Source organism: Microbacterium phosphatis (genome assembly GCF_049177115.1).
Lineage (GTDB): Bacteria > Actinomycetota > Actinomycetes > Actinomycetales > Microbacteriaceae > Microbacterium > Microbacterium phosphatis.
The window spans coordinates 564,580-588,406 of the sequence record NZ_CP185370.1 but is presented as its reverse complement, the minus strand read 5'-3'; the positions used below and the strand labels follow the sequence as shown (position 1 = coordinate 588,406).

Annotated in this window: 22 protein-coding genes and 1 tRNA gene; 10 read left to right on the top strand and 13 right to left on the bottom strand. The window is 71.9% G+C overall.

Annotated features, from left to right (window positions below; translation table 11 throughout):
• The first annotated feature begins 13 nt into the window (after positions 1 to 13).
• Positions 14 to 670: a GntR family transcriptional regulator gene (locus tag ACOKGD_RS02730; protein ID WP_342336952.1), complete on the top strand. Its 657-nt coding sequence runs from the start codon at positions 14 to 16 to the stop codon at positions 668 to 670.
• A gap of 46 nt (positions 671 to 716) precedes the next feature.
• Here the strand turns inward: ACOKGD_RS02730 and ACOKGD_RS02725 are convergent, their stop codons facing one another.
• Both ACOKGD_RS02725 and ACOKGD_RS02720 read right to left on the bottom strand, forming a co-directional pair.
• Positions 717 to 1,055: a heavy-metal-associated domain-containing protein gene (locus ACOKGD_RS02725; protein ID WP_342336953.1), complete on the bottom strand. Its 339-nt coding sequence runs from the start codon at positions 1,053 to 1,055 to the stop codon at positions 717 to 719.
• Positions 1,056 to 1,282: 227 nt separating this feature from the next.
• Complete coding sequence (locus ACOKGD_RS02720) at positions 1,283 to 2,617, bottom strand: acyltransferase family protein (RefSeq protein WP_342336955.1); 1,335 nt, start codon at positions 2,615 to 2,617, stop codon at positions 1,283 to 1,285.
• Between the two features lie 187 nt (positions 2,618 to 2,804).
• Between ACOKGD_RS02720 and ACOKGD_RS02715 the strand changes: the two genes are divergently transcribed.
• The 3 genes from ACOKGD_RS02715 to ACOKGD_RS02705 are packed head-to-tail and all read left to right on the top strand — an operon-like array spanning position 2,805 to position 5,343.
• Positions 2,805 to 3,467 (top strand): DedA family protein, encoded by a 663-nt coding sequence (locus ACOKGD_RS02715; protein WP_342336957.1) that lies wholly within the window; start codon positions 2,805 to 2,807, stop codon positions 3,465 to 3,467.
• Complete coding sequence (locus tag ACOKGD_RS02710; protein WP_342336959.1) at positions 3,464 to 4,669, top strand: sensor histidine kinase; 1,206 nt, start codon at positions 3,464 to 3,466, stop codon at positions 4,667 to 4,669. The genes ACOKGD_RS02715 and ACOKGD_RS02710 overlap by 4 nt, the downstream gene beginning before the upstream one ends.
• Positions 4,666 to 5,343 (top strand): response regulator transcription factor, encoded by a 678-nt coding sequence (locus tag ACOKGD_RS02705; protein WP_342336960.1) that lies wholly within the window; start codon positions 4,666 to 4,668, stop codon positions 5,341 to 5,343. The genes ACOKGD_RS02710 and ACOKGD_RS02705 overlap by 4 nt, the downstream gene beginning before the upstream one ends.
• 6 nt (positions 5,344 to 5,349) lie before the next feature.
• Here the strand turns inward: ACOKGD_RS02705 and ACOKGD_RS02700 are convergent, their stop codons facing one another.
• A complete protein-coding gene (locus ACOKGD_RS02700) occupies positions 5,350 to 7,155 on the bottom strand; it encodes a DUF2207 domain-containing protein (protein ID WP_342336962.1) in 1,806 nt (601 codons plus the stop codon).
• A 49-nt stretch (positions 7,156 to 7,204) separates the two neighbouring features.
• Between ACOKGD_RS02700 and ACOKGD_RS02695 the strand changes: the two genes are divergently transcribed.
• A complete protein-coding gene (locus ACOKGD_RS02695) occupies positions 7,205 to 7,663 on the top strand; it encodes a MarR family winged helix-turn-helix transcriptional regulator (RefSeq protein WP_342336963.1) in 459 nt (152 codons plus the stop codon).
• A 16-nt stretch (positions 7,664 to 7,679) separates the two neighbouring features.
• On the opposite strand, the gene ACOKGD_RS02690 is transcribed toward ACOKGD_RS02695, so the two are convergent.
• From ACOKGD_RS02690 to ACOKGD_RS02675, 4 genes are all read right to left on the bottom strand, one after another.
• A complete protein-coding gene (locus ACOKGD_RS02690; protein ID WP_342336964.1) occupies positions 7,680 to 8,849 on the bottom strand; it encodes a hypothetical protein in 1,170 nt (389 codons plus the stop codon).
• The gene (locus tag ACOKGD_RS02685) at positions 8,842 to 9,816 is read right to left on the bottom strand and encodes a hypothetical protein (RefSeq protein ID WP_342336966.1); all 975 of its coding nucleotides are present in this window, start codon (positions 9,814 to 9,816) and stop codon (positions 8,842 to 8,844) included. Before ACOKGD_RS02685 ends, ACOKGD_RS02690 begins: the two co-directional genes overlap by 8 nt.
• 288 nt (positions 9,817 to 10,104) lie before the next feature.
• A tRNA-Arg gene (locus ACOKGD_RS02680) sits at positions 10,105 to 10,177 on the bottom strand.
• Between the two features lie 114 nt (positions 10,178 to 10,291).
• Positions 10,292 to 10,882 (bottom strand): asparagine synthase, encoded by a 591-nt coding sequence (locus ACOKGD_RS02675; RefSeq protein ID WP_342336967.1) that lies wholly within the window; start codon positions 10,880 to 10,882, stop codon positions 10,292 to 10,294.
• Positions 10,883 to 10,977: 95 nt separating this feature from the next.
• Here ACOKGD_RS02675 and ACOKGD_RS02670 point away from each other — a divergent pair, with 95 nt between their 5' ends.
• From ACOKGD_RS02670 to ACOKGD_RS02660, 3 genes are all read left to right on the top strand, one after another.
• The gene (locus ACOKGD_RS02670) at positions 10,978 to 11,919 is read left to right on the top strand and encodes a hypothetical protein (RefSeq protein ID WP_342336969.1); all 942 of its coding nucleotides are present in this window, start codon (positions 10,978 to 10,980) and stop codon (positions 11,917 to 11,919) included.
• Positions 11,920 to 12,040: 121 nt separating this feature from the next.
• Entirely contained in the window at positions 12,041 to 13,492 is a 1,452-nt protein-coding gene (locus ACOKGD_RS02665; protein ID WP_342336971.1) for a sensor histidine kinase, read from the top strand.
• On the top strand, positions 13,489 to 14,160 hold the full coding sequence (locus ACOKGD_RS02660; RefSeq protein ID WP_342336972.1) for a response regulator: 672 nt from the start codon (positions 13,489 to 13,491) through the stop codon (positions 14,158 to 14,160). Before ACOKGD_RS02665 ends, ACOKGD_RS02660 begins: the two co-directional genes overlap by 4 nt.
• A gap of 6 nt (positions 14,161 to 14,166) precedes the next feature.
• Here the strand turns inward: ACOKGD_RS02660 and ACOKGD_RS02655 are convergent, their stop codons facing one another.
• On the bottom strand, positions 14,167 to 15,357 hold the full coding sequence (locus ACOKGD_RS02655) for a sensor histidine kinase (RefSeq protein WP_342336973.1): 1,191 nt from the start codon (positions 15,355 to 15,357) through the stop codon (positions 14,167 to 14,169).
• A 32-nt stretch (positions 15,358 to 15,389) separates the two neighbouring features.
• Here ACOKGD_RS02655 and ACOKGD_RS02650 point away from each other — a divergent pair, with 32 nt between their 5' ends.
• A complete protein-coding gene (locus ACOKGD_RS02650; protein ID WP_342336975.1) occupies positions 15,390 to 16,046 on the top strand; it encodes a response regulator transcription factor in 657 nt (218 codons plus the stop codon).
• Positions 16,047 to 16,063: 17 nt separating this feature from the next.
• On the opposite strand, the gene ACOKGD_RS02645 is transcribed toward ACOKGD_RS02650, so the two are convergent.
• The 4 genes from ACOKGD_RS02645 to ACOKGD_RS02630 all read right to left on the bottom strand — a co-directional run bounded on the left by ACOKGD_RS02645 (position 16,064) and on the right by ACOKGD_RS02630 (position 20,492).
• Entirely contained in the window at positions 16,064 to 16,951 is an 888-nt protein-coding gene (locus ACOKGD_RS02645; RefSeq protein ID WP_342336976.1) for a carbohydrate ABC transporter permease, read from the bottom strand.
• Positions 16,948 to 17,874, bottom strand: coding sequence for a carbohydrate ABC transporter permease (locus tag ACOKGD_RS02640; protein ID WP_342336978.1), 927 nt, complete (start codon positions 17,872 to 17,874; stop codon positions 16,948 to 16,950). Before ACOKGD_RS02640 ends, ACOKGD_RS02645 begins: the two co-directional genes overlap by 4 nt.
• On the bottom strand, positions 17,871 to 19,175 hold the full coding sequence (locus ACOKGD_RS02635) for an ABC transporter substrate-binding protein (RefSeq protein WP_342336979.1): 1,305 nt from the start codon (positions 19,173 to 19,175) through the stop codon (positions 17,871 to 17,873). The genes ACOKGD_RS02640 and ACOKGD_RS02635 overlap by 4 nt, the downstream gene beginning before the upstream one ends.
• A 96-nt stretch (positions 19,176 to 19,271) precedes the next feature.
• Positions 19,272 to 20,492, bottom strand: a complete 1,221-nt coding sequence (locus ACOKGD_RS02630; RefSeq protein ID WP_342336980.1) for an aminotransferase class V-fold PLP-dependent enzyme — start codon at positions 20,490 to 20,492, stop codon at positions 19,272 to 19,274.
• A 117-nt stretch (positions 20,493 to 20,609) separates the two neighbouring features.
• Between ACOKGD_RS02630 and ACOKGD_RS02625 the strand changes: the two genes are divergently transcribed.
• Positions 20,610 to 21,305: a FadR/GntR family transcriptional regulator gene (locus ACOKGD_RS02625; protein ID WP_342336981.1), complete on the top strand. Its 696-nt coding sequence runs from the start codon at positions 20,610 to 20,612 to the stop codon at positions 21,303 to 21,305.
• Here the strand turns inward: ACOKGD_RS02625 and ACOKGD_RS02620 are convergent.
• Positions 21,302 to 23,824, bottom strand: a complete 2,523-nt coding sequence (locus ACOKGD_RS02620; RefSeq protein WP_342336982.1) for a DEAD/DEAH box helicase — start codon at positions 23,822 to 23,824, stop codon at positions 21,302 to 21,304. The two genes, ACOKGD_RS02625 and ACOKGD_RS02620, sit on opposite strands and share 4 nt — an antisense overlap.
• Positions 23,825 to 23,827 lie beyond the last annotated feature (3 nt).

Here is a 23,827-nt window from a genome sequence, read left to right as displayed (position 1 = left end):
GGAGGAAGACAGCATGACCGTGCAACTGGCACCCGTGACCGTGCAGGCCACCCGCCTCGCGGAGATCGTCTTCGAGCGCGTCGCCGGGGCGATCCTGGACGGAACCCTCGCGCCCGGATCCATCGTCCGCGACAACGCCATCGCCGCGCAGCTCGGCGTCTCGCGCATGCCCGTCCGGGAGGCGCTCCAGCGCCTGCAGCGCATCGGCCTGATCGACATGGCCGCCAGCCGGTACACCCGCGTCGCCGAGGTCACCCCGGAGATCGTGCAGCAGACCCTCGAGTTCGCCGCCTGCCAGGCCTCGTCGATCGTGGTGCTCGTCGTCCCGCGCCTCGACGCGGAAGGCTCCGCCGCCGCGCGCGCCGTCGTCGCGGATGTCCTCGCGGAGATCGACGGGGGCGCCCACGCCGTCGCGACGGCGCAGCGCGTCTACCGCCACCTCGGCGAGCTGTCCGGCAACCGGTACCTGAACGATCTGCTGTCCGATGTGCACATCGCGGTCGAGCACAACCTCCGCCAGATCGACGACGGCGATGCCGTGCGCGCCCACGTGCGCGCGCGGCTGGTCGCGCTGGAGGAGGCGATCTCACGCGGAGACGCCGAGGCCGCCGCTCGCATCGCCGCGGCGCAGCACGATCTCGGCGAGCTCCTCGCCCTGTCCGCCGACTGACGACGATTCGCGGGGCCCAGGCTCCTGGGCTCCTGGACCCGGCGGCTCAGGCCGAGATGCCGCTGACGCTGTAGCCGGCCTCGGCGACGGCGGCCCGCAGCGCCTCGGGGTCGGGCGACACGGGCCCGCTGATCGTGACGGTCGAGGTCGCTCCCGCGGCGAGCGCGACCGACACAGCCTCCACTCCCGGCACGGCGGAGAGCTCCTCGGTGACGCTCGCCACGCAGTGCGCGCACGTCATGCCGTCGACCTGCAGCGTGGTCGTCACGGCGGCCGAGGCGGGCATCTGCTCGTCGACGGAGGTCTCGGGTGCCGCGCAGCACGCGCAGCCGGCGGCGTCCGCGCTCGTGCCGGTGAGGCCGAGCTCGACTCGTTGGATCGTCATGGTGGCGTCCCTTCGCTGAGATGGAGAGCGCGTGTGCGCACCCCCATGCTACATACCCCTAGGGGGTATCGCGCGCTCGGGGCGGCAACTCGCCGCTCGGTCTCTGCCCTCACGCACCGGCGGCCCCCGAGTCCGAGCCCTGTCGCCTCCGAGCGCGGCCCTCGGACCGGTGATCACGGCCCGGAATATCGAGTCACGAAAAAATAACGGAAACCGCTTGCGCGTCGTTATCGCGTCGTTATAGAGTCCTTTTCACCGGCCAGCTGTTTTGCTGTGGCAGCCCCGGTCATGTGATTGCAGGACACTCTTGGTGCAAGGGACAGGAGCCCTGTCGGATGCCTCTCCGACAGGGCTCTCTTGCTGCCCGGGCCCGCTCGCAGCACCACGGCCATGACCCCCGCGGCGACCGCCCACACCAGCGGTTCGCGCCCCGCGACCAGGATCAGCAGCACCGCCGCGGCCGCGGCGAGAAGGCCCGCCGCGCGCGCCACGGCGATCACGCCGACGGCCACCGCCGCGAGCCACAGCGGCCGGCTCCCCCACCAGGCGGCGGCGAGCGGATCGGGCAGGGTCGTGCCGCTCACGAGCAGGATCCCCGCGAGCAGGATCAGCACCAGCATGTGCCAGGAGTAGATCGTCATCGCGCGGCGGTTGATCGCCGCGATGGCCCGTGCGGCGGCGCGACCTCCGGCCACCCGGCGCAGCAGCGGCCGCACCAGCGCGAAGGCGCACAGCTGCGCCAACCCGAGCACCGCGAGCACGACCGACGGCGGGTTGAGCGCGGCGAACAGGTCGAACGGCGCGAGGCCGCAGGCGCACAGCACGAGCGCGGCGGCGAGGGCCCCCGCTCCGATGCGCCGGATCGCCTCGGGGCGGAGCCGATCCATCGTGCCGTCGGCGAGGAGGAAGCCGAGCTGCTGCGCGAGCAGCCAGACGAACAGAAGGTTCGCGAACCCGATGACCTCGACCCCGGTCGCGAGCCGGGCGACGTCGACGGCCATCGCGGCGGCGGCGAGGGCCCCCAGCACGAGGAGGGGGCTGCGGCGATGCGCGGCCGCCATCACCGGCACGAGGCCCGTGCAGAGCAGGTACACGCCGAGGAACCACAGCGGCTGCCCGAGCCGGAAGCCCGCCTCGCCCACCACCGCCTCGGGCACCCCGGACGCGCGCAGGGCGACCAGCAGGATCGCTGTCGCCGCGATCGCCCCCAGCGCGGGAGGCAGCAGGCGACGCACGCGCGACGCCACATACGCCGCGGGCGTCCCACCGCGCCGGCGCAGCCGCGTCCACTGCGTGAAGGCCGAGAACCCGCCCAGCACGAAGAACAGCGGCATCACCTGCACCACCCACGTGATCGGGGCGAAGCCGGGCCAGCGCTCCATGGCGTTCTCGAGCACCGGTGCCGCGGCCGTGCCGCCGACGCCCGCCATCATCGCGTGGAGCGCGACCACGATCACCAGGCACGCGGCGCGCGCGGCGTCGACCGCGGTGTCCCGCGAGGGCGGCGTGCGTCGATCCGCGGGCGCGCTGATCCTGTCGACCGGGGTGTCCTGCAGCGTCATGTCCTGCCCTTCCGGGGGCCGGGCGGCCCGCCGCGGACGAGCGTGGCGGGCCGCCCTGCCGCGGCGCATCCCGCCCGGGGTCCGGCGGATATCCCTCTCGAGTAGGGGGCCGGATGGCTCTGCAGGACGATGCCCCGGTGCGGTCACCGTCCGTAGCGTTCGGGAGACCGAGAGGATCCCCCACCCCATGGATGCCATCACCGCCTTCCTGACCGACGCGATCTCGTCGCCGCTGATGCCGCTGATCGTGTTCGCGGCCTGCGTGATCGACGGCTTCTTCCCGCCCGTGCCGAGCGAGACCTCCGTTGTGGCGGCCGGAGCCCTGGCGCTCTCGACCGGCGGTGAGCCGCTGACGCTGGGGGTGGTCATCCTCGCCGCAGCCGCCGGGGCGTTCGTCGGCGACAGCACCGCCTACCTGATCGGCCGGCGCGTGGGCACCGACCGCTTCGCCTGGATGCGCCGCCCCGGGCCGCGCCGCGCGATGGGCTGGGCCGCGCGCCAGCTCGAGAGGCGCCCGGCTACGCTCATCCTCACGGCTCGGTACGTGCCGATCGGACGGGTGGCGGTGAACACGATGGCGGGAGCGACGCGTATGCCCTATCGCCGGTTCGCCGCCTTCAGCGCCATCGCGGCCGTCAGCTGGGCCGTCATGTGCCTGCTGATCTCGGCGGTCGCCTCCGCCTGGTTCCCGCACACCCCGCTGGTCTCGGCGGTGGCCGCGGTCATCATCTCGATGACCCTCGGCGTCGCGGTCGATGCCGTGCTGCGCCTGGTGCGGCGCGCCCGCCGGAAGACCCCCGAGACCGCCCCCGCCCCCGAAGAGGCCCGCACCGAGGAGGTGTCGGTGTGAACCCGACCTGGAGCCGTGCGATCTGGAGCCCGCCGGCGCGCGCCCTCGGCCGCGCCGACTGGATCGCCTGGGGCATCGTCGCCACCGCCGTGGCCGCGGTCGGCATCCCGGTGCACAGCGCGGTCCACGGCCTCTGGGTGCCGTTCGCCCTCATCCTCGGCATCGCCCAGGGCGGCAGCATCCTGCTCGCCGCACTGTCCCCGTGGCTCGGGGCGCTCGTCCACGTTGTCGCCCTCTTCGGCATCGCGCTCGGATCGGCGCCGTCGCTCGCGCCATGGCCCCTGAGCGTCATCAGCATGATCGCCCTCAGCGCCCTCCTCGTCCTGCTGGGGCTGCACGCGCACTGGCGACTGCAGGTGGTCACGTGGGTGGCGGCGATGGGAGGCGCGGCGCTGCTCGCGGGCGTCATCACGCTGCAGCGCGACGACACGGATGCGGGCAACGACCTCATCGTCGGCGCGAGCATCACGGCGCTCGCGGCGCTGACGGGCGCCATCGTGGGGCTGCTGCTGCGCCAGGTGCGCACGGCGCAGCACGAGACCGAGCTCGAGCGCGCCCGCGTCGCATGGGCCGCCGAGCGCGGGCGCATCGCCCGCGAGATGCACGACGTCGTCGCCCACGGCATGTCGGTCGTGCACATGCGGGCGACGTCGGCCCGCTACCGCATCGAGGGCCTCGACGAGCGCGCCGCCGCCGAGTTCGACGGCATCGCCGAGCAGGCCCGCGACGCCCTCCGCGAGATGCGCGGCCTCCTCGGCGTGCTGCGCGACGAGGACGGCGTGCTCACCGCGCCGCAGCCCGATCTCGACGCGCTGCCCTCGCTGATCGAGGCGACGCGCGCCGCCGGCACAACGATCGACGCCACCCTCGATCCGGTCGAGCCTGCCCCGCCCGCCCCCGTCCAGCTCGCGCTGTACCGGGTCGCGCAGGAGTCGCTGAGCAACGCGGTGCGTCACGCGCGCGGCGCCGACGTCACGGTGACGCTGAGGCGCACCGGCGACGAGATCCTGCTGCGCGTCGCGAACGGCCCCGGGACCGCGGCCCTGCCGCCCTCCGAGTCCGGCGGCCACGGCCTGCGCGGCATGCGCGAACGGCTGACGTCGGTGTCCGGATCGCTCGCGCACGGGCCGGACGAGAACGGCGGCTACGTCGTCGAGGCGCGGGTGCCCCACGCCGCCCCGTACCGGGAGGAGCAGGCATGACGATCCGGGTGCTCGTCGTCGACGACCAGCAGATGTTCCGCGTGGGCCTCGGCGCGATCCTCAGCGCGCAGCCCGACATCGAGGTGGCGGGCGAGGCGGAGGACGGCGCGAGCGCGGTCTCGCGGACCCGCAGCCTGCGACCGGACGTTGTGCTCATGGACGTGCGTATGCCCGGCATGAACGGCATCGACGCGACGGCGGCGATCATGAACGACCAGCTCTCGGCGCACCGGCCGCGGATCCTTATGCTCACCACGTTCGACATCGACGACTACGTCTTCTCCGCGCTGCGGGCCGGTGCCAGCGGGTTCCTGCTGAAGGACGCGACGCCGGACGAGCTGATCGGCGCCGTGCGGACGGTGGCCGCCGGCGACGCCCTGCTCGCCCCGAGCGTGACGCGCACCCTGATCGAGGAGTTCATCGGGGCACCCGAGCGCCGCGCCGCGCCGTCGCACCTGCTGTCGGCGCTCACCGACCGAGAGCGCGAGGTGTTCGCCCTCATCGCCGGTGGCCTCTCCAATGCCGAGATCGCCGCGCGCCTGTATGTGTCGGAGCAGACGACGAAGAGCCACGTGAGCCGGATCCTGTCCAAGCTCGGCCTCCGCGATCGTGTGCACGCGGTGGTCTTCGCCTACGACTCGGGCCTGGTGCGCCCGGGCGATGGGCGGCCCTGAGCCGGCTCAGACGCCGCCGCCCCCGCCCCCGCCGCCCCCGCCGCCGGAGAAGCCGCCGCCCGACGACCCGCCCGACGAGCTCGAGACGCTCGACGAGACGGCGGTGCTGGAGAGCGAGCTGATCCCCGCCGAGAAGGCGACCGCGTTGAGCGGGCCGGACCCGGCGTACCAGTCGGGCACGCCGTTCGGGTAGAACGCGGTGAGCCGCTCGGCCCACTGCCGCTCCTGCCCGAACACCACGGCGAACGGCAGCAGGCGCTCGTACAGCACGAGCATCTGCCGCGGATCGGCGGTGTCGACCGGCCGACGCTCCGCACCGCCGGGCGACTGCAGCATGCGGATCCTGTCCTCCTCGGCCCACGCGATGAACTCGCGGAGGCCCTGCAGGTGGTCGCGGATCTCGGCGCCGTCGCGCGTGAGCGGCGAGCGTCCGAGGATGAGCAGCACCGCGAACAGCCCGAGGAAGACGAACACCAGCAGCAGGATCGGCACCAGCGGCGTCACGAATCCCATCAGGGCCGCGATGCCGCCGGGCACCGCGATCGAGAAGGCCACGGCGAACAAGATCATCGGCCCCTGGCCGATCCTGCTGAGGCCGCTGGGACGGCGCAGCTGCTTGTCGCGCGCGGCGGCCCAGGTGTGCAGGCTCTGGGCGGCCTTGCCGAAGCGGGTGCTGGTCGAGCCGAACTCGAACGTCGCCCCGGGGCGCAGGTCGTCGCCGAACAGGCCCTGCAGGATGATGCGGCCGTTCTCGTCGGCGCGGGAGGGGTCGACCAGCTGCGCGGTGAACTTCGCGCGCCCGAACGCCCCCGTGCTCTCGATGATCATCAGAGAGCCACCGACGGCCTGCTCGAGGATCTCGGCCGGCACGATCTTCGACGTCTTGCGCAGGATCGCGGCGGCCGTCGCCGCATCGACGCCGGCGGGCGGCTCGTACTCGGCGATCACCACGGGGCGGCCGGGCTCGTCCTGGAGCTTCCGGCGACGCACGGATCCTGCCCACACCAGCGCCACCGCGCCGAGGGCGGCGCCGCCCATCTGGGCGATGGCCCAGGGCGAGCCGAGCAGCGACGAGTCGAACGGCGTGAAGGTGCCGGGCTCGAAGCCGATGGCGACGGTCACGCCCTCGTGCGGCGCCAGGTCGGCGACCTCGAGGGTGACGACGCCGTCCTCGCTCTGCGCGAGGTCGCACTCGTCGTCCGCGCCCAGCTCGCCGCGATAGCAGCGCATGTCGCCGGTGAGGGCGGGCGCGAGGTCGCGATCGATCCGGATCTCGCCGGTGAACGTCCCGATCGGCTGCGCCCAGTCGTGGCCGAGGATGTCCCAGTAGAACTCGTCGACGCCGTTGTCCATCGCCCTCGCGACGTTCTCGACCTCGTAGGTGATCACGTAGGTCTGCTCGCCGTGCACGAACTCGCCCTCGGGGACGGCGGAGGTCACCACCAGGTGGTCGTCGTCCGTCTCGGTCTCGAACGGCCGGGGCTCGCCGCTCTCGTCGGTCACCGAGAGGACCTCCGGGTGCAGGGGCACCCAGTCGTACTGGGTCGGGATGCGGCGCTGCAGTCCGCGGTTCTGATCCTCGTCCGGGAAGACCGCGATGTAGGTCTCGGTGATGGTCGCGACCCCGACGCCCTCGGCGTCGCGGGACAGCTCGATCACGCTGTCCACGCGGTCGAAGGTGAAGTCCTGCAGGTCGTCTTCATCGTCGGCGACCGCCGGCGTCGTCACCCCCACGGCGAGGGCGAGCGCCAGCAGCGCGGTCGCGCACGCCTGCGTCAGGATCCGGATCGGTCGCGAAAGCTTCGCCCACATGCGGCCCACGCTATCGGCCGCGCCGGACGCGCATGGATACGCTGGTGTCATGGCAGATCGAAGGCTGGCCGTCGAGGCATGGGAGAGCCTCTTCCGTGCCCAGTACGAGGTGTTCGCCGAGATGGCCACCGACTTCGACGGCACCGACCTGAGCCAGCCCGAGTACGACGTGCTGCTCACGGTGGTGCGCGCCGAGGGGATGTCCGCGCGGCTGCGCGACGTCACCGCGAACATGCTGATCAGCCAGCCGAGCGTCTCGCGCCTGGTCGACAAGATGGTCGCCCGCGGGCTGGTGACCAAGTGCTCGGACCCGACGGATGGACGCGGAGCCATCATCACCGCGACCGAGCACGGTGCGCAGGCCTTCCGGCAGCTCGCGGTGCGCCACGGCCGCGCGATCGCCGAGCGGATGTCGGTGCTCGACGACGACGAGCTGCGCCGACTCCGCGATCTGACGCAGAAGCTGCGCCGCTCGACGAACCACTACGGCGAGGACCGTTCGCTCTGAGCGAACACCCTCCCGGCTAGTGGAGGGCCGCCCGCAGGCGGTCGATCCGGGCGTTCCACGGCGCGAGGCTGAGGCGGTGGCCGATGGCGGCCTTGGCCTCGTCGAGCAGCACGATGGCCCGGCCGACCCGGGGGTCACGCCGCGGCATCCATCGCTGCAGCCCGTCCGGGCGCCCGAGCAGCGAGCTCGCCGCCGTCACCTCGGACTCGGCGATGACGAAGCGCAGGATTGCCGGAACGCCGGCATCCGCGCGCTCGTCGCGCCCCGCCGTCAGCGCGAGGGCGCGCTCGGCGTGCAGGCGGGCGTCGGCGGGGCGCTCGGCGAGCCGGGCCGCGCGGGCCACGCACGCCAGCGTGCCGACGGAGATGGAATGGTGCTCGCCGAGCACCCGCGCCGCCGTCCCGTAGAGGGAGGCCGCCATGTCGGAGCCGAGCGCGACCGCGTCGGCGGCTCCCGCCCGCAGCGGCCCCTCGTCGCGCCGGGCCTCGAGCGGCTCCAGCACGTTGCGGACCGCGGCGAGGCGCGCCGCGATCGTCAGCGGATGCTCGGCGCCGTGCACCCGCGAGCGCCACTGGATCGCGGTGTCGGTCAGGCGGCGTGCCTCCTCGATGTCGCGCGATGTGCCGCGCAGCCGCAGGAGGCTCGCCAGGCGCAGCGCGCGCGAGAGCGCCAGGTGGTCGGGGGCGCGGTGCGGATCCCATAGATCGACGATCAGCCGCAGCTCGGCGATCGCCCCGTCGCGCTGGGCCGGGTCGTACCCGCGCAGCACAACCTCCTCGGTGCGGCGGCGCTCGATCGCCGGGTCGCCCTCGGGCACCACGGCCTGGATGCTCGACATCTTGTAGCGCAGCTCGTTGAGGCGCGCCATGGTGGGGCGCCCGCGCCCGCGCCGCTCCTCCAGGTACTCGGTGAGGTCGGCGATCAGCACCCGGCGCGCGGCGCTCGACTCGACGCCCTCGTCCGCCACGGCGTCGTCGAGCAGATCCTCGAGGTGCTGCAGGATCCCTCGGGCCTGCTCGGAGTGCGGCAGCACCGTGACCGCGGCGGCGAAGTAGCCGCGCGCCTCGGCGGCGTCCCACTCCTCTCGCAGCTGGCTCGCGGCGCAGCGCGGGGCGTGCTCGGTGGGCTCCGCGATGGCGGGCGGCGCGGTCGTCGTCAGGGTCGGACGATCGGCGATGTCAGTCAACGGGCACCCCCGGGGTGGCGGAGAGGGCGTGGCGGACCTCGGCGAGGAGGCGATCGACCCGGTCGGCGTCGACGCGGGCGGACACGGGGATGTCGGCACCGCGCGCGAGCATCAGCTCCCGCAGCTCGGTCACGGCCTCCGCGATCGCGAGACGGCTGTGGATCTGCGAGACCCGGCGGCGAGCGGGCGGCCCGCCCGCGATCCGGTCGAGTTCGCCGGACACGTGCCCGGCGGCCCCCTCGATCGAGAGGGTCGGATCCTCGACGAGGAAGGCGATCGCGTGCGAGAGCTGCCAGAGGACGCGCTCGGTGCGCTCCTCCCCCTCGGCCGGCGACACGAGGGCGCCGGTCTCCTGGTCGAGGAGTCGCATCAGATCGTCGACGTCGGCGGCGACGATGGCGGGCAGGGCGATGGCGCCGGCGCGCTGATCCTCGGAGGTGGTCTTGCCCGGCAGCGGCTCGTCGCGGTGCCGGCGCTCCATCTCGGTCGCGCGGGTGAGGCCCCGCCAGCGGGAGGCCCACTCGAGCACGATGCGCACGTAGGCGTGAATCGCGAGTTCGGCGGAAATGGGATTACCCGAGAGGAAGCGCACGAAGCCGTCGCGATAACTGAGGAATGTCGCCATTCTCGCCTGCAGATAGAGGTCGCTCATCGCCTGATGCGATCGCGCCCGCGGCGTCGGATCCTGACCGAGCGCCACGCGCAGCTTCTGCCCCGAGGCCTTCAGCGCGCCGTCGTAGACGGCACCGGCCGAGGTCTCGAGGTAGGCGGCCAGGGCCTTCACCGTGGGGGCGCCGCGTCGGCGCACGTCCGGACGCGGATCGGAGAGCACCTCGAGGGCGATGAACCAGTCGGCGCCCGCGGGTCGTCCCGCGATGCGCTCGCGCGCCGCGCGTTCCCACGCGCGCAGGGCGCTGACCTCTCGGAGCCTGACACCATTCGTTGCCGCGAAATCGACGAAGACCATGCGCGGCTCCTCCCCACCTCGCTGCCACGGGAATCCGAATTCATCCCTCAGAGGCGAGATCGCAGGATTCCGAATTCTCAGTGTGCCCCGGATCGCGGAAAGACGATGTCGGGTTACCAGAGAATGACGCTTTTCGGTGCCAAGTTCACCCTGAGGGTGAATCGAACGAGAGGGCTCGCGACGACAGTGCCAGTGAGTGGGAGATGTGGAGCGCTTCGTTGCGCGCCGCAGACAGCGAGAAGGCCCCCGCTTTCGCGGAGGCCTTCTCAATACTGTCTCAACACAGTGTGCGCCCGAAGGGACTCGAACCCCTAACCTTCTGATCCGTAGTCAGATGCTCTATCCATTGAGCTACGGGCGCTTATTCTGTTTCCGTCGCCGTGGCAACCAGTACAGCTTACAACGGGCGCGGCCCCGAACGCCAATCGGGCCACCCCCGCCGACCGCCCGGGCGCGTCGCGCCGCGGTGCCGGCGTCAGGCGACGGGCTCGGCCGCCTCGCTGGGCTCCTCCGCCTCGGCAGCCCTGCGCTTGCGCCGCGCCTGCGCCGAGAGCTTCTGCAGGTCGACGAGACGGAGCGCCTGCATACGCGCCTCGCGCATCGACGCGTAGTCGGGATCCTGCTCGGGGCGCATGGCCTCGACCCGCAGACGACCTTGCAGGTTGATCTCGACGTCGTGCCACGCGGCCTCGCGCGCCTGCTCGACGAGCTCGCGCAGCAGCGCCTGGTCGGCCGCCTTCGCGCGCAGCGCCTTCGCGACACCGGAGTACTGCTTGGCCCGCCGACGCAGGTTGCGCACGTCGCGGTCGCGGTAGTCGTGTGTGCCGTGCGGCTGCGTGTGGCGACCCCAGGCCACCTTGCGGGCCTTCGAGACGGCCTCGGCGGCGGACTCCTGCTCCTCGGCGAGGGCGATGAGCGCGGCGTGCGCCGACCCGACGAAATGCAGCGGATCGAACGACTCGTCGAGCGAGATCGTGCTCACGAGGATGGTGTTCTTGACCGAGAGGCGGGCGGCGGCGAGCGCGATGGCGACACCCTCTTCGATGGCTTCTGCGTTGCGGCCCACGGCACCTCCCAGCACTCCCCTCCAGGGTAGTCGCCGCATGCCCTCCGACACGCGCCGGTTCCCGGTCATGGCCCGGTCTCTGGCAGGATGACGCGGTGCTGCGCATCCTGTCCGTCCTCCGCCGCTTCCGCTCCCGACGGCTCAGCGCCACGATGCTCACGCTGTCGACGACGGCGCTGCTCGCGTGGATCCCGGCGCACCTGGCGCTGGTCGCCGTCAACGACGACGGCACGATCCTGCGCACCTCTCTGGCCACGGCCGACGACCGGGCGGTGCGCGATCAGGTGGGCGGGATCGTCGCCGCGGGTGGCGCGCTGATCGGATCGCCGGCGGCCCTCAGGCAGGTGGCGGACGTGCTCCGCTCGAGCGCCCCGCTGTCGGGCGCCATGTCAGAGGCGATCGTCGAGACCTGGCTGCTCACGCGCGACCGGGTGATGGTGCAGTTCGAGCGCCCCGAGGGGACACCCGCGGCACCCGTGACGGTGCCCGTCGGGCCGCTGCTGAGCGCGGCGGGGCTCGGCTTCACGCGCGACGACCTGCGTGCGCTGCCTCCGCTCGACCAGGCCGCGGCCGGCCTCGAGGGCACCGACCTCGACATGCTGTTCGCCGAGGCGGGTGGGGAGTTCGGGGCCGTGTCGATCGGTGAGCACGGGCTCGAGCTGCCGCTGGTCACGGCGACGCAGGTCGGCCAGCTGGACACCGCGCACACCTGGGCGGTGCAGATCGACCGCTGGGGGCTCGTTGTGGCGGTGCTCGCCGGCGCCGTCGGGGTGATCGCGACACGGCGCGCATGGCGCGCGCTGGCGATCCTGTCCGGCCTGGTGGCGGTGTCCGCCGCCCTCGCGCCGCTGCTGCTCTCGCTGTTCGGCGAATCCCTCGCCGGCGGATCGCGGGGCGCCGGGGCGGCGCTCGTCGCGCCCGCCCTCACCGCCGCGCCCGCGGTGGTCGGCGGATGGTCGGGCCCCGTGGCGGTCGCGGCGGCGGTGCTGGCCGTCGTGTTCCTCGGCCTGCATCGCGCCCGCGGCCGGCGCCGCTGAGGGCGACCGGACGCGCCCTGCACGCGTGAGGATCCGCCGTATCGCCCGTGAGGAATCCGTCAGGAACCCCAGGGGTCCCCCGGGCACGGCGGTACAGTCACCCGGGAAGGAGAAGGCGACGATGGAACAGGGCACGCTGCGTCTTCCGCGGGTGAGCACCGGGGCGCTGGGATGGAGGCGCCAGGTCGCCGCATTCGCGGTCGCCCTCACCATCGGGCCGCTGCTGTCGTGGTTCCTCTACGCCGTCGCGCACGAGGACCTGCTCGTCGTCGACGTCCTCGCGTATCAGCTGCTCGTTGTGGTGGTCGCGCTGATCGGCGGGATCTGGCCGGCGCTGTTCGCGGCCGTGCTGTCGGGGCTGACCCTCAACTTCCTCTTCCTCCACCCGATCTTCACGGTCACGATCGCCTCGCCCGCGCACGCGCTGTCCGTCGTCTTCTACGTCGCCAGTGCGGTCCTCGTCAGCGGGATCGTGGATCAGGCGGCCCGTCGCGCGCGCGTCGCCGAGCGAGCGGCAGCCGAGTCCGAGCTGCTGGCGACGATCTCGGGGAGCGTGCTTCGCGGCGAGAGCGCGGCTCAGGCGCTGGTGACGCGCGCGCGCGAGGCCTTCCATGCGACCGGTGTGCGGCTGGTCGCCCTCGACGGCACGACCATCGCCGCCGACGGCGAACCCACCCGCGACGGACGATCCACCTCGGTTCCCGTGGGCGCCCCGAACACCCCGCGCGCGACGCTCGAACTGCACGGCACGCGCCTCGATGAGCCCGAGACCCGCCTGCTCACCGTGGTCGCGACCCAGCTGGGCGCGGCGCTGGAGCACGCGCACCTGAGTGAGGCCGCGCGTGAGGCGGAGACGCTCGCCGCCGCGGACAGCGTGCGCACCGCGCTTCTCTCGGCGGTCAGTCACGACCTGCGGCGGCCGCTCGCCGCGGCGGTGGCGTCGGTCGGAGGCCTGCGAGCTGCCGGCCGGGCGCTGAGCGATTCCGATCGCGAAGAGCTGGTGATGACCGCGGACGAGAGCCTGCGCACCCTCAGCGCCCTGGTGGCGGATCTGCTCGATGTGAGCCGGATCGAGGCCGGCGTGCTCGCCGTATCGCTCGCCGACGTCGACGCCGCCGAGATCGCGCAGGCGTCGGCGAGCGAGCTGGGCCTCGGGGCGGATCGCGTCGACATCGCGCTGGAGCCCGCACTGCCCGAGCTGCGCGCCGACCCCGTGCTGCTGCGACGTGTGCTGGTCAATCTGCTCTCCAATGCCGACCGCCACACTCCCGACGGCGCGCGCGTGCGCATCGAGTCACGCGCGGCCGACGGGACGGCGCAGATCCGGATCGTCGATCATGGTCCCGGCGTCGCCCCGGAGCGGCGGCAGGAGATGTTCGCTCCCTTCCAGCGCATGGGTGACACCGACAACACCACGGGGCTCGGCCTGGGCCTCGCCCTCTCACGCGGATTCACCGAGGGCATGGGAGGGACGCTCACCCCCGAGGACACCCCGGGCGGCGGCCTCACGATGGTCGTCCAGCTGCCTGTCGCCGACGGCCCGGAGCGCTCGCAGACCAGACTGGGCGCATGAAGATCCTGATCGCCGACGACGACCCGCAGCTGATCCGGGCGATGCGGATCACGCTGGCCGCCCACGGCTACGACGTCGTCTCGGCGGCAGACGGCGCGGAGGCGATCGCGGTCGCGGCGCAGGCGCGGCCCGACGTGGTGCTGCTCGACCTCGGCATGCCGCGGCTCGACGGCGTCGAGGTGATCCACGCCCTGCGCGGATGGACGGACGCCCCGATCGTTGTGGTCTCCGGGCGCACCGGATCGGCCGACAAGGTCGACGCGCTCGACGCGGGGGCCGACGACTACGTCACCAAGCCCTTCCAGATCGACGAGCTGCTGGCGCGCCTGCGGGCCCTGGCCCGGCGCATCGGATCCGGATCGGCCGACCCGGTCGTCGTCTTCGGCGACGTGAAGGTCGACCTCGCCGTGAAGTCGGTCACGCGCGGCGGCGAGCCCGTGCACCTCACGCCGACCGAGTGGCGCATGCTCGAGTTCCTCGCGCGCCACCCCGGGGCGCTCGTGACGCGCCAGACGCTGCTGAAGGACATGTGGGGATCGGATCAGATCGCCGACACCGGCTACCTGCGTCTGTACATCTCGCAGCTGCGCAAGAAGCTCGAGGCCGATCCCGCGAACCCGGTGCACCTGCTCACCGAGCAGGGCATGGGCTACCGCCTGGTGCTCTGACCCGCCTCAGTGCTGCGGAAGGGTCATCCGCGCGACCCAGAGCCGACCCTCGGGACCGCCCGTGAACCGGCCTCCCAGCAGCTCGGCCCGCTCGCCGAGACGCGCGAGGCCGTAGCCCGGAGCACCGGGATCGCGTGAGGCGACGGCGTCGTTCGCCACCTCCAGCGTGATCGTGTCCCGGTGGCTCGTCAGTGAGATCCGGATCCGCGGTGAGCCGGGGGCGTGCTTGAGGATGTTGGTGGTCGCCTCCCGCGCGGCGTGCACCAGAGCGGTCTCGATGCTGCGGGCCGGCGGCGTGGCGTGATCCACCGTCACCTCGACCTCGTGCCCGAGGTCGCGCAGCTGCTGGGCGAGGGCCTCGAGCGTGCCCCGCAGGTCGGCGGGTTCGGCGACGACCTTCTCGGGCGTGCGGTGGATCAGGTGCAGCACGCGGCGCGTGTCGGCGAGGGCCTGACCCGCGGCCTCCGCGATCGCCTGCTGCGAGCGCGCCCGGATGTCCGGATCCTGCGTCCGCTCGAGCACGCGGGCGTGCATGGCCACGACCGAGATGTCGTGGGCGATGATGTCGTGCAGCTCGTCGGCGATGCGGCTGCGCTCGGCGCGCAGCTCGGCCTGCAACCGCTCGTCGCCGGCGGCCAGCTCGCGGTGCAGCTCACGATTGCGCTGCACCACTCGCCGGATCGACCAGCCGAGGGTCACCGACATCAGGAACGCCAGCAGGTGCCCGATCGTGCCCCATTCGCCGAGGCCCGGCGGCCAGGCCGTGACGATCGCGACCCATGCCAGCGCGGCGCCGCAGTACGCGACGGCCATCTTGATCCCGCACGCGAAGACCACCAGGCCCGCGACGACCACCACGGCGGTGAGGTAGCGGCCGCCCTGCCCGATGGCGAGGCCGGCGAACCCGGACACCGCGAGACCGATCGCGCCGGACGGCGGGTGCCAGAGCAGCACAACGATCAGCACGAAGGTCAGCACGGGCATGGCGAACCCCGTGAATCCGTTCGGCAGGTCGCCCTTGAGACGCCAGTACGTCTCGATGCCGAGGAAGATGATCGTGATGGCCAGGATCAGCGTGCGGGCCCCGGACGAGAACGGCGAGAACTGCCAGAACCCCACGAGCTGCGCCGGGACCGGACGGCGGCGGGGCGGGCCCATCTCGTCCTGGCGAACCGCTCGAGCCGTCGTCTCGGTCATGGGTCGATTCTGCACGCCCATAGGATCCTGCTATGTCCATCCGTGTCCTCATCGCCGATGACGACACGCTCGTTCGCCGCGCGCTGTCCTTCTTCGTCGAGGAGGCCGAGGGCCTGACCGTGGTCGGAGAGGCGGCCGACGGCGCCGAGGCGGTGGCCCGCTGCCACGTGCTGCGGCCGGACGTGGTGCTGATGGACATCCGCATGCCGGGCACCGACGGGCACACCGCGATCGCCGAGCTGACGCGCGAGCTGCCCGAGATCCGCTCGATCGCGGTGACCACCTATGCCTCCGACGACACGGTGATCGCGGCGCTGCTGGCCGGGGCGGTCGGATTCCTCGTCAAGGACACCGCGCCGGATCAGATCGTGGCGGCGATCCGCAGCGCGCACGAGGGCGGCTACGTGCTCTCCCCCGATGTCGCGCGCGAGCTGATCCAGCGGATGACCGCCTCGGCGCCCGCGCCCACCGGCCCGCTCGGCATGGACGAGGCGGTGTCCGAGCGCGAGCTCGACGTGATCGCGCTCGTCGCGCGGGGGATGACCAACGCCGAGATCGCGCGCGAGCTCTACCTCGCCGAGGCGACCGTGAAGTCGCACCTGCGCCGCATCATGCTGCGCTGGGGCGTGCGCGACCGCACACAGGTGCTGATCCGCGCCGTCCGCGCGGGGCTCGTCACCCTCGACTGACCGAGCCCCGGCCCCTCTCATTCCTTCACGGCGCCGGCGGTGAGGCCGTCGACGATCCAGCGGCTCGCGAGCGCGAACAGCACCATGGTCGGCAGGATCGTCAGCACCGCGGCCGCGGCCATCGGCCCCCACGCCACGTTGAACGTCGAGATGAAGCCGTTCAGCGCGGCGGGAACCGTCTTGTTCGCGTCCGAGTTGATGAGGATCACCGACAGGAACAGCTCGTTCCAGCAGTTCACGACGTTGAAGATGAACGCCGCGACGATGCCCGGCGCCATCACCGGCACGATCACCCGGAACAGCGCCCCCAGCCGCGAGCAGCCGTCGATCATGGCGGCCTCCTCGAGCGCATCCGGCACGTTCTCGAAGAATCCGCGCAGCATCACCGTCGAGAACGGGATGCACACCGCGATGTAGACCAGGATCAGGCCGGGCTTCGAGTCGACGAGGCGCAGGTCGGCGAGCATCGTGTAGAGCGGGCCGAGGGCGATGAACGCGGGGATCATCTGCGTCAGCAGGAACGCCGCCAGAATCGCGCCCTTGCTGCGGAACTCGAACCGCGCCAGCACGTACGCGCTGAGCAGGGCGATGAGGGTCGACGTGGCCCCCGCGGCGAGCGCGACGATCGCCGAGTTGGCCAGGAACGTCCCGAAGCTCGAGGTCTCGAACAGCCCCGTGTAGTTCGCGATCGAGGGCTCGGTGGGCCAGTACTCCAGCGGGAACCGGTTGATGGAGCCGGGCGACTTGAACGACGTCACCACGATCCAGTACAGCGGGAAGAGCGTGATCACGAGCCACAGCGCGAGGCAGAGGACGCGGATGGCCCCGCCGACGGTGAGGCGGTGCGCGGGCCGGCGCACAGCCGGCTGGGCCGATCCGGTGGTCAGCACCTGGGTCGCGGTCATGTGCGGCTCACCCGTCTCATCGCCATCAGGTAGAACGCGCAGAAGACGAACAGGATCGCCATGACGGCGAGGCCGATGGCGCTCGCCAGGCCGTAGTTGCCCTGCTGCGTGTACTCGATCATCCAGGTCGTGATGATGTGCGTCTGGCCCGCGGGGCCGCCGCGCGTCATCGCCCAGATGATGTCGGGGAAGTTGAAGATCCAGATCACCCGCAGCAGCACGGTCAGCAGCAGCGTCGTGGCGATGTACGGGATGATGATCGAGAACAGCTGCCGCGCCTTGCCCGCGCCGTCGATGCTCGCCGCCTCGAGGACCTCGTCCGGCACCGACTGGAGCGCCGCGAGGATCATGATCGCGAAGAACGTGACGCCGTACCAGACGTTGGCCACGATGACGGCGATCATCGCCAGCTTCGGATCGGCCAGCCACGGCAGCGGTGCGTCGATGAGCCCGGCCTTCATCAGCAGGTCGTTGACCACCCCGAACTCGGCGTTGAACATCCAGCGGAACAGCATGCCGATGAGGAAGCCCGACACCGCCCACGGGAAGAACACCAGCGCCTGGTAGACGCCGCGGAAGCGAAACCGGCGGCGCAGCGCCAGCGCGATCAGGAACCCGATCAGCAGCTGCGGCACCAGCGAGCCGACCACCCACAGGATCGTGTTGCCGGCGACGACGGGGAACACCGGATCGCCCAGCACGGTCGCGAAGTTCCGGAACCCGACCCAGGGGGTCGAGGTGAGATCCCACAGGTTCCAGTCGTGGAACGCCATGCGGGCGCCCTGCAGCATCGGCCAGTACGTGAACCAGCACACGAAGACGATCGCGGGCGCGAGGAACGCCAGGATCGTCAGCGCGTGGCGGCGGGCGAACGAGCGGCGGCGGGGAGCCGCCGCTCGTGCGCCGTGGCTGAGACCGCTCATTCGGCCGAGGCGTACTTCTCGGTCCAGAAGGTGTCCCAGGACTCGAGCAGCTCGGTCTGGGTCATGCTGCCGAGCAGCACCTGCTGGATCTCCGAGTCGGCCTTCTGCATCCACTCGGTCCACCAGCTGACGCCGCGGGGCTGCGTGACGTTGATGTACGTGTCGGGGTTCTCGGTCATCGTGACGTAGCTCGACCAGGGACCCTCCTTGTAGAAGTCGTCGTCGGCGGCCGAGGCGATGATCGGCACCAGGCTGTTGCCCTGGGCGAACTCGGTGGCCGGGCCCTCGCCGGAGAGGAACTCGACGAGCTTCACGGCCTCCTCCTTGTGCTCGCTCGACTGCGCGATGCCCCAGCCGGCCGTGGCGAGGGGCTGTGCCGCCTTGCCGGACGGGCCGGTGAGCAGCGGGGCCGTCGACCACTGGTCCTCGGTGATGGTCGTCGACTGCTGGACCGTCGCGATCACCTCGGGGTCCTGCAGGAGGAACGCGGTCGAGCCGTTGGTGAAGCCCTCGACCATCTCGGGGTAGCCCCACGACACGGCCGACGGCGGCGCGGCCTTCTCGAACAGCTGGAAGTAGACGTCGAGGGCGTCTTCGGCCTCGGGGGCCGAGAAGATCGTCGAGCCGTCCTCGAGCTTGAACGCGTCGGTGACGTCGAGGTCATCGGCGACGTACGCCTCGATCGCGGCGACGACGTTGCCGTTGGCGTTGGCGCCGCCGCGGAAGGCGTAGCCGTAGGTGTTGTTGGACGGATCCTGGATCGCGGACGCCTGCTCGAGCAGCTCCTCCCACGACGTCGGGGGCGCATCGAATCCGGCCTTCTCGACGAGGTCGGTGCGGTAGAACAGCGAGAGCCCGTAGAAGCCGTAGGGCACGAAGTACCCGCCCTCGGCGACGGCCTTGGCGTTGTCGGTCAGCGCGTCCCAGCCCTTCCAGTCGGCGAGGTCGTCCGACATGTCGTACAGCCAGTCGTTGTTGCTGAACGGCCCGACGGTGAGGTCGCGCACCTCCAGCACGTCGATGCCCGTGCCCGACTGCAGCATCTGCTGGATCTTCTGGTCGGCCTGATCCGTGGGCGGCGACACCAGCTCGACGGTGATGCCGGGGTTCTCCTTCTCGAACGCGTCGAGCTGGGATCGGATCAGTTCGGTGCGGGCGGGGTTCGTCAGGCTCTCGACGACCTGCAGGGTGACGTCCCCGGCCGCGTCGCCGGAGTCGCCTCCGTCGCCGGAGCAGGCGGTCAGGGCGAGCAGCGTGGCCGTGGCCGCGCTCGCCGTGAGGATCACACGGTTGCGCTTCATCTCACTTCTCCTTCATCTGGACTGCGGGTGCATTTCGACTGCGGGTGCATTTCGGTGGTGCGGGTCGAGCGTGGTGCGGGTCGAGCGCGGGGACGCTCAGGCGCCGCGGCGCTCGCGCGCCAGCGCCAGGATCTGGGGGACGGCGCGCTCGGCGAAGGCCTCGAAGTCGCCGGGCTCCGTGTAGAGGTGCACCGAGAGGCGGAGGTATCCGATCCCCGCGAAGCTGGTGAAGGCGGCCTCGATGCCGGTGAGGTCGAGGAGGCGCATCCGCAGCTCGTCGGCGTCCTCCCGCGCCCGGCCCAGCCCGTCGGGCAGCCGGACGAGGCGCATCGACGGCACGGGCTGAGCGACGTCGGTGGCGACATCGGCGTCGACGTGGGGCTGCAGCGCGGCGCCGATCGTCTCGGCGCCGAGGTCGGCGAGGTGCGACATGGTCTCGCGCGTGCGCGCCCACCCGTACTCGCGCTCGACGAAGTCGACGGCCGCCGGCGAGGCGAGGTAGGCCGTGGCGTCGAGGGTGCCCTGCGAGTCGAACCGCCCCGGGTAGCGCTCGTCCGCTCCCCACGAGTCGATCAGCGGCCACAGGTCGTCACGATCGGGTGCCTGGGTGACGAGCAGGGCGGATCCCCGCGGGGCCGACGGCCACTTGTGCAGGTTCCCGAACCACCAGTCGGCCACCCCGCCGGCCGCGGCGTCCTCGACGAGGCCGGGCGCATGGGCGCCGTCGACGAGGACGCGGGCGCCGTGCTCGTGCGCGAGAGACGCGATCCGGTCGATCGGCAGCATCCGCGCCGTGGGCGAGGTGATCTGGTCGACCACGACCAGCCGGACGCGATCCGAGAGCTCGGCGCGGAAGATCTCCTCGATCGCCTCGGGGGCGGCCGCGAGCGGGATGGCGACGGTGCGCACGCGCGCACCGAAGCGCGCGGCGAGGCGGCGAGCCCCCATCGTGATCGCCCCGTACCCGTGGTCGGTGACCAGGATCTCGTCGCCCGGCTCGAGCCGCAGGCTGTTGTAGACCACGGTGGCCGCGGCCGATGCGTTGGGCACGAAGGCCGTGTCCTCGGGGCGGGCGCCGACGAACGAGGCGATCCGCTCGCGCGCCTCGGCGACGTGCTCGGCCAGGCGAGGGAACCAGCCCACCGGGCTCCGGTCGGCCTGCACTCGCAGTTCGTTCTGGAACCGCCCGACCTCGGTCGGGACCGCACCGAAGGACCCGTGGTTCAAGTGCACGATCGTGGGGTCGAGCGGCCAGGCGTCCCGTGCCCGCTCGAAGGAGGCGAGCGAGAAGGAGGGGGCGGTGCGGATCGGGTCCATTCCGACCTTTCTGGGAGGTTGTCGGACAACCATGGCACGCACCCCCCGTTTCTCGCCACACTTTTTTGATTGAGCACCGATCTGTCCTACAGGTCGGCGCCCTGCCAAGATTGAGACATGAGCGACACCACCGCCGTCGAGACCGCGCTGCACGGTCTGCGGGCGCTGATCGCCGAGGGCGAGCTGCACCCCGGCGATCGCCTCCCCAGCGAGGGCGAGCTGAGCGAGCGTCTCGGTGTCTCGCGCGGATCGATCCGCGAGGCGATCCGCACCCTCGCCGCCCTCGGGGTGCTCGACACCCGGCGCGGATCGGGGAGCTTCGTCGCGCAGCTGCGCGCGGCCGACGTGATCCAGTCGCTCTCGCTCACGGTGGGGCTGCTGCCGCTCGAATCGATCCTCGAGCTCTACGAGCTGCGGCGCGTGCTCGAAGCGCATGCCGCCTCGCTCGCCGCCGCGCGCATCGACGAGGCGACGCTCGCCGAGCTCGACTCACTGCTCGAAGAGCTGGAGGCGACGACCGACGCCGAGCTGCAGTCCGAGCTCGACCACCGCTTCCACATGCGCATCCTGAGCCTCGGCGGAAACGGGGCGCTCGGCGCCATGGTGTCGGTGCTGCGTTCGCGCTCGCGCGCCTACCGCCTGTTCCCGAGCGCCGACGGCGCCGCGGTCAAGACGCTCTCGGATGCCGGGCACCGGGCGATCCTGCGCGGGCTCGAGGCGCGAGACCCGGTCGCCGCCTCCGCGGCCGCCGCGGCCCACGTCAGCCAGACCGAGGCCTGGCTGCGCAAGCTCCGCCCCGACCCGGCGGGTTAGAGCCGCACGACCTCGGTCACCCGCACGACCGCCGTGCCGGCTTCGTCCGAGGCGGCGAGGTCGACCTCGGCGCGGATGCGCCAGTCGTGGTCGCCCTCCGGGTCGTCGATGATCTGCTCGACCGTCCACAGCCCGCGCTCGCCGTCGGGACCCTGCTCGCTGATCCGGCACAGCGCGGGCCCGCGCGAGGCGCCCGAGATGCCCATGGTCTCGTGCTCGTCGTAGTACCTGTCGAGCGCCTCGGGCCATCCCGCGTCGGGGTCGAGGGCGACCAGCTCGTCGTCGGCCTCTCGCGCGGCCAGCTGCACACGACGGAACAGCTCGTTGCGCACCAGCACCGTGAAGGCGCGGCGGTTCTGCGAGAGCGACGGCGGTGCGGGCGGCACCACAACCTCGCCGGAGCCGTGCGCGTCGGTGCCCGAGACGAGGGCCTCCCACTCGTCGACGAGGCTCGAGTCGACCTGGCGCACCAGCTCGCCGAGCCAGGCGATGATGTCGAGCAGCTCCTCGGTGCGGGCCTCGGCGGGGACGGTCTGCCGGATCGCGCGGTACGCGTCGCTGAGGTAGCGCAGCACAAGGCCCTCGCTGCGGCCCAGCTGGTACCAGTTGGTGAACTCGGCGAAGCTCATCGCGCGCTCGAACATGTCGCGCACGACCGACTTCGGCTTCAGCTCGAAGTCGCGCACCCACGGCTGGCTCGAGGCGAACACCTCGAACGCCTGGGCGAGCAGATCCTGCAGGGGCTTGTCGTAGGTGATGTCCTCGAGGAGCTCCATGCGCTCCTCGTACTCGATGCCGTCGCGCTTCATGGCGGCGACGGCCTCGCCGCGCGCCTTGAACTCCTGCTGCGACAGGATCGCGCGCGGGTCGTCGAGCGTGGCCTCGATGACCGAGACGACGTCGAGGGCGTAGTGACCCGTCCCCACTGACCCCTCCGCCTGATCCGGATCGAGCAGCTCGATCGCGGCGAGCGCGAACGGCGAGAGGGGCTGGTTGAGGGCGAAGTTCGGCTGCAGCTCGACCACAAGACGGATGTCGCCGGCCGGCGTGACCTCGACGATCCCCGCGTCGCGCAGCGTGCGGAAGATGGCCAGCGCCCGGCGCGCCAGCTCGAACCGGCGCGCGCGGGGCTCGTGGTTGTCGAAGACGAGCGAGCGGACGTTCTCGAACACGTCGCCGCCGCGGCCGATGACGTTGATGATCATGGCCGAGGTGATCTGCATGCGCGGGGTGAGGGGCTCGGGATCGGCCTGGACCAGCTTGTCGAACGTCGCCTCGCTCCACGAGATGAAGCCGGCCGGGGCGGCCTTGCGCTGCACGCGCTTGAGCTTCTTCGGGTCGTCGCCCGCCTTCTTGATCGCCTGCTCGTTCTCGATCTCGTGATCCGGGCCCATCACGACGACGTTGCCGTAGGGGTCGTACCCGGCCCGGCCGGCGCGGCCCGCGATCTGGTGGAACTCGCGCGCGCTCAGGCGGCGCATGCGTGTGCCGTCGTACTTGGACAGGGCCGAGATCAGCACGGTGCGGATCGGCACGTTGATGCCGACGCCGAGGGTGTCGGTGCCGCAGATCACGCGCAGCAGCCCGCGCTGCGCCAGTGTCTCGACCAGGCGCCGGTAACGGGGCAGCATCCCCGCGTGGTGCACGCCGATGCCGGCCCGCACCAGGCGCGACAGCGTCTTGCCGAAGGCGGTGGTGAAGCGGAAGCCGCCGATCGCCTCGGCGATGGCGTCGCGCTGCTCGCGGGTGGAGACCTTCACGTTGGCCAGCGCCTGCGCCCGCTCCATGGCCGCTGCCTGCGAGAAGTGCACGATGTAGATCGGCACCTCGTTCTCCTCGAGCAGGCTCTCGACCAGCTCGTGCACGGGGCGCTTCTCGTACGTGTGGTGCAGCGGCACCGGGCGCGTGGCCCCCGCGACCAGCGTGGTGACGCGTCCGGTGCGCTCGCTCAGATCCTTCTGGATCGCGGTGGTGTCGCCGAGCGTGGCGCTCATCAGCAGGAACTGCGCGCGGGGAAGCAGCAGCAGCGGCACCTGCCACGCCCATCCGCGATCCCACTCGCCGTAGTAGTGGAACTCGTCCATCACGACCTGGTCGACGTCGGCGTCGGCGCCCTGTCGCAGCGCCAGGTTCGCCAGGATCTCGGCGGTGCAGCAGACGATCGGGGCGTCGGGGTTGACCGAGGAGTCGCCCGTCACCATGCCCACGTTCTCGGCGCCGAAGATGTCGACCAGCGCGAAGAACTTCTCGCTCACGAGGGCCTTGATCGGCGCCGTGTAATAGGTGCGGCCCCCGTTCGCCAGCGCCACGGCGTGGGCGGCGATCGCGACGAGCGACTTGCCGGTGCCGGTGGGGGTGGCGAGGATCACGTTCGCCCCGGACACCAGCTCCATCACGGCCTCGTCCTGCGCGGGGTACAGGCTCAGCCCCCGCTCCTCGGCCCAGTCGACGAACGCGTCGTAGATCCCGTCGGCGTCCCCCTCGGTCGCGCGGACGGCGTCAAGCAGGGTGGAGGTCATCCC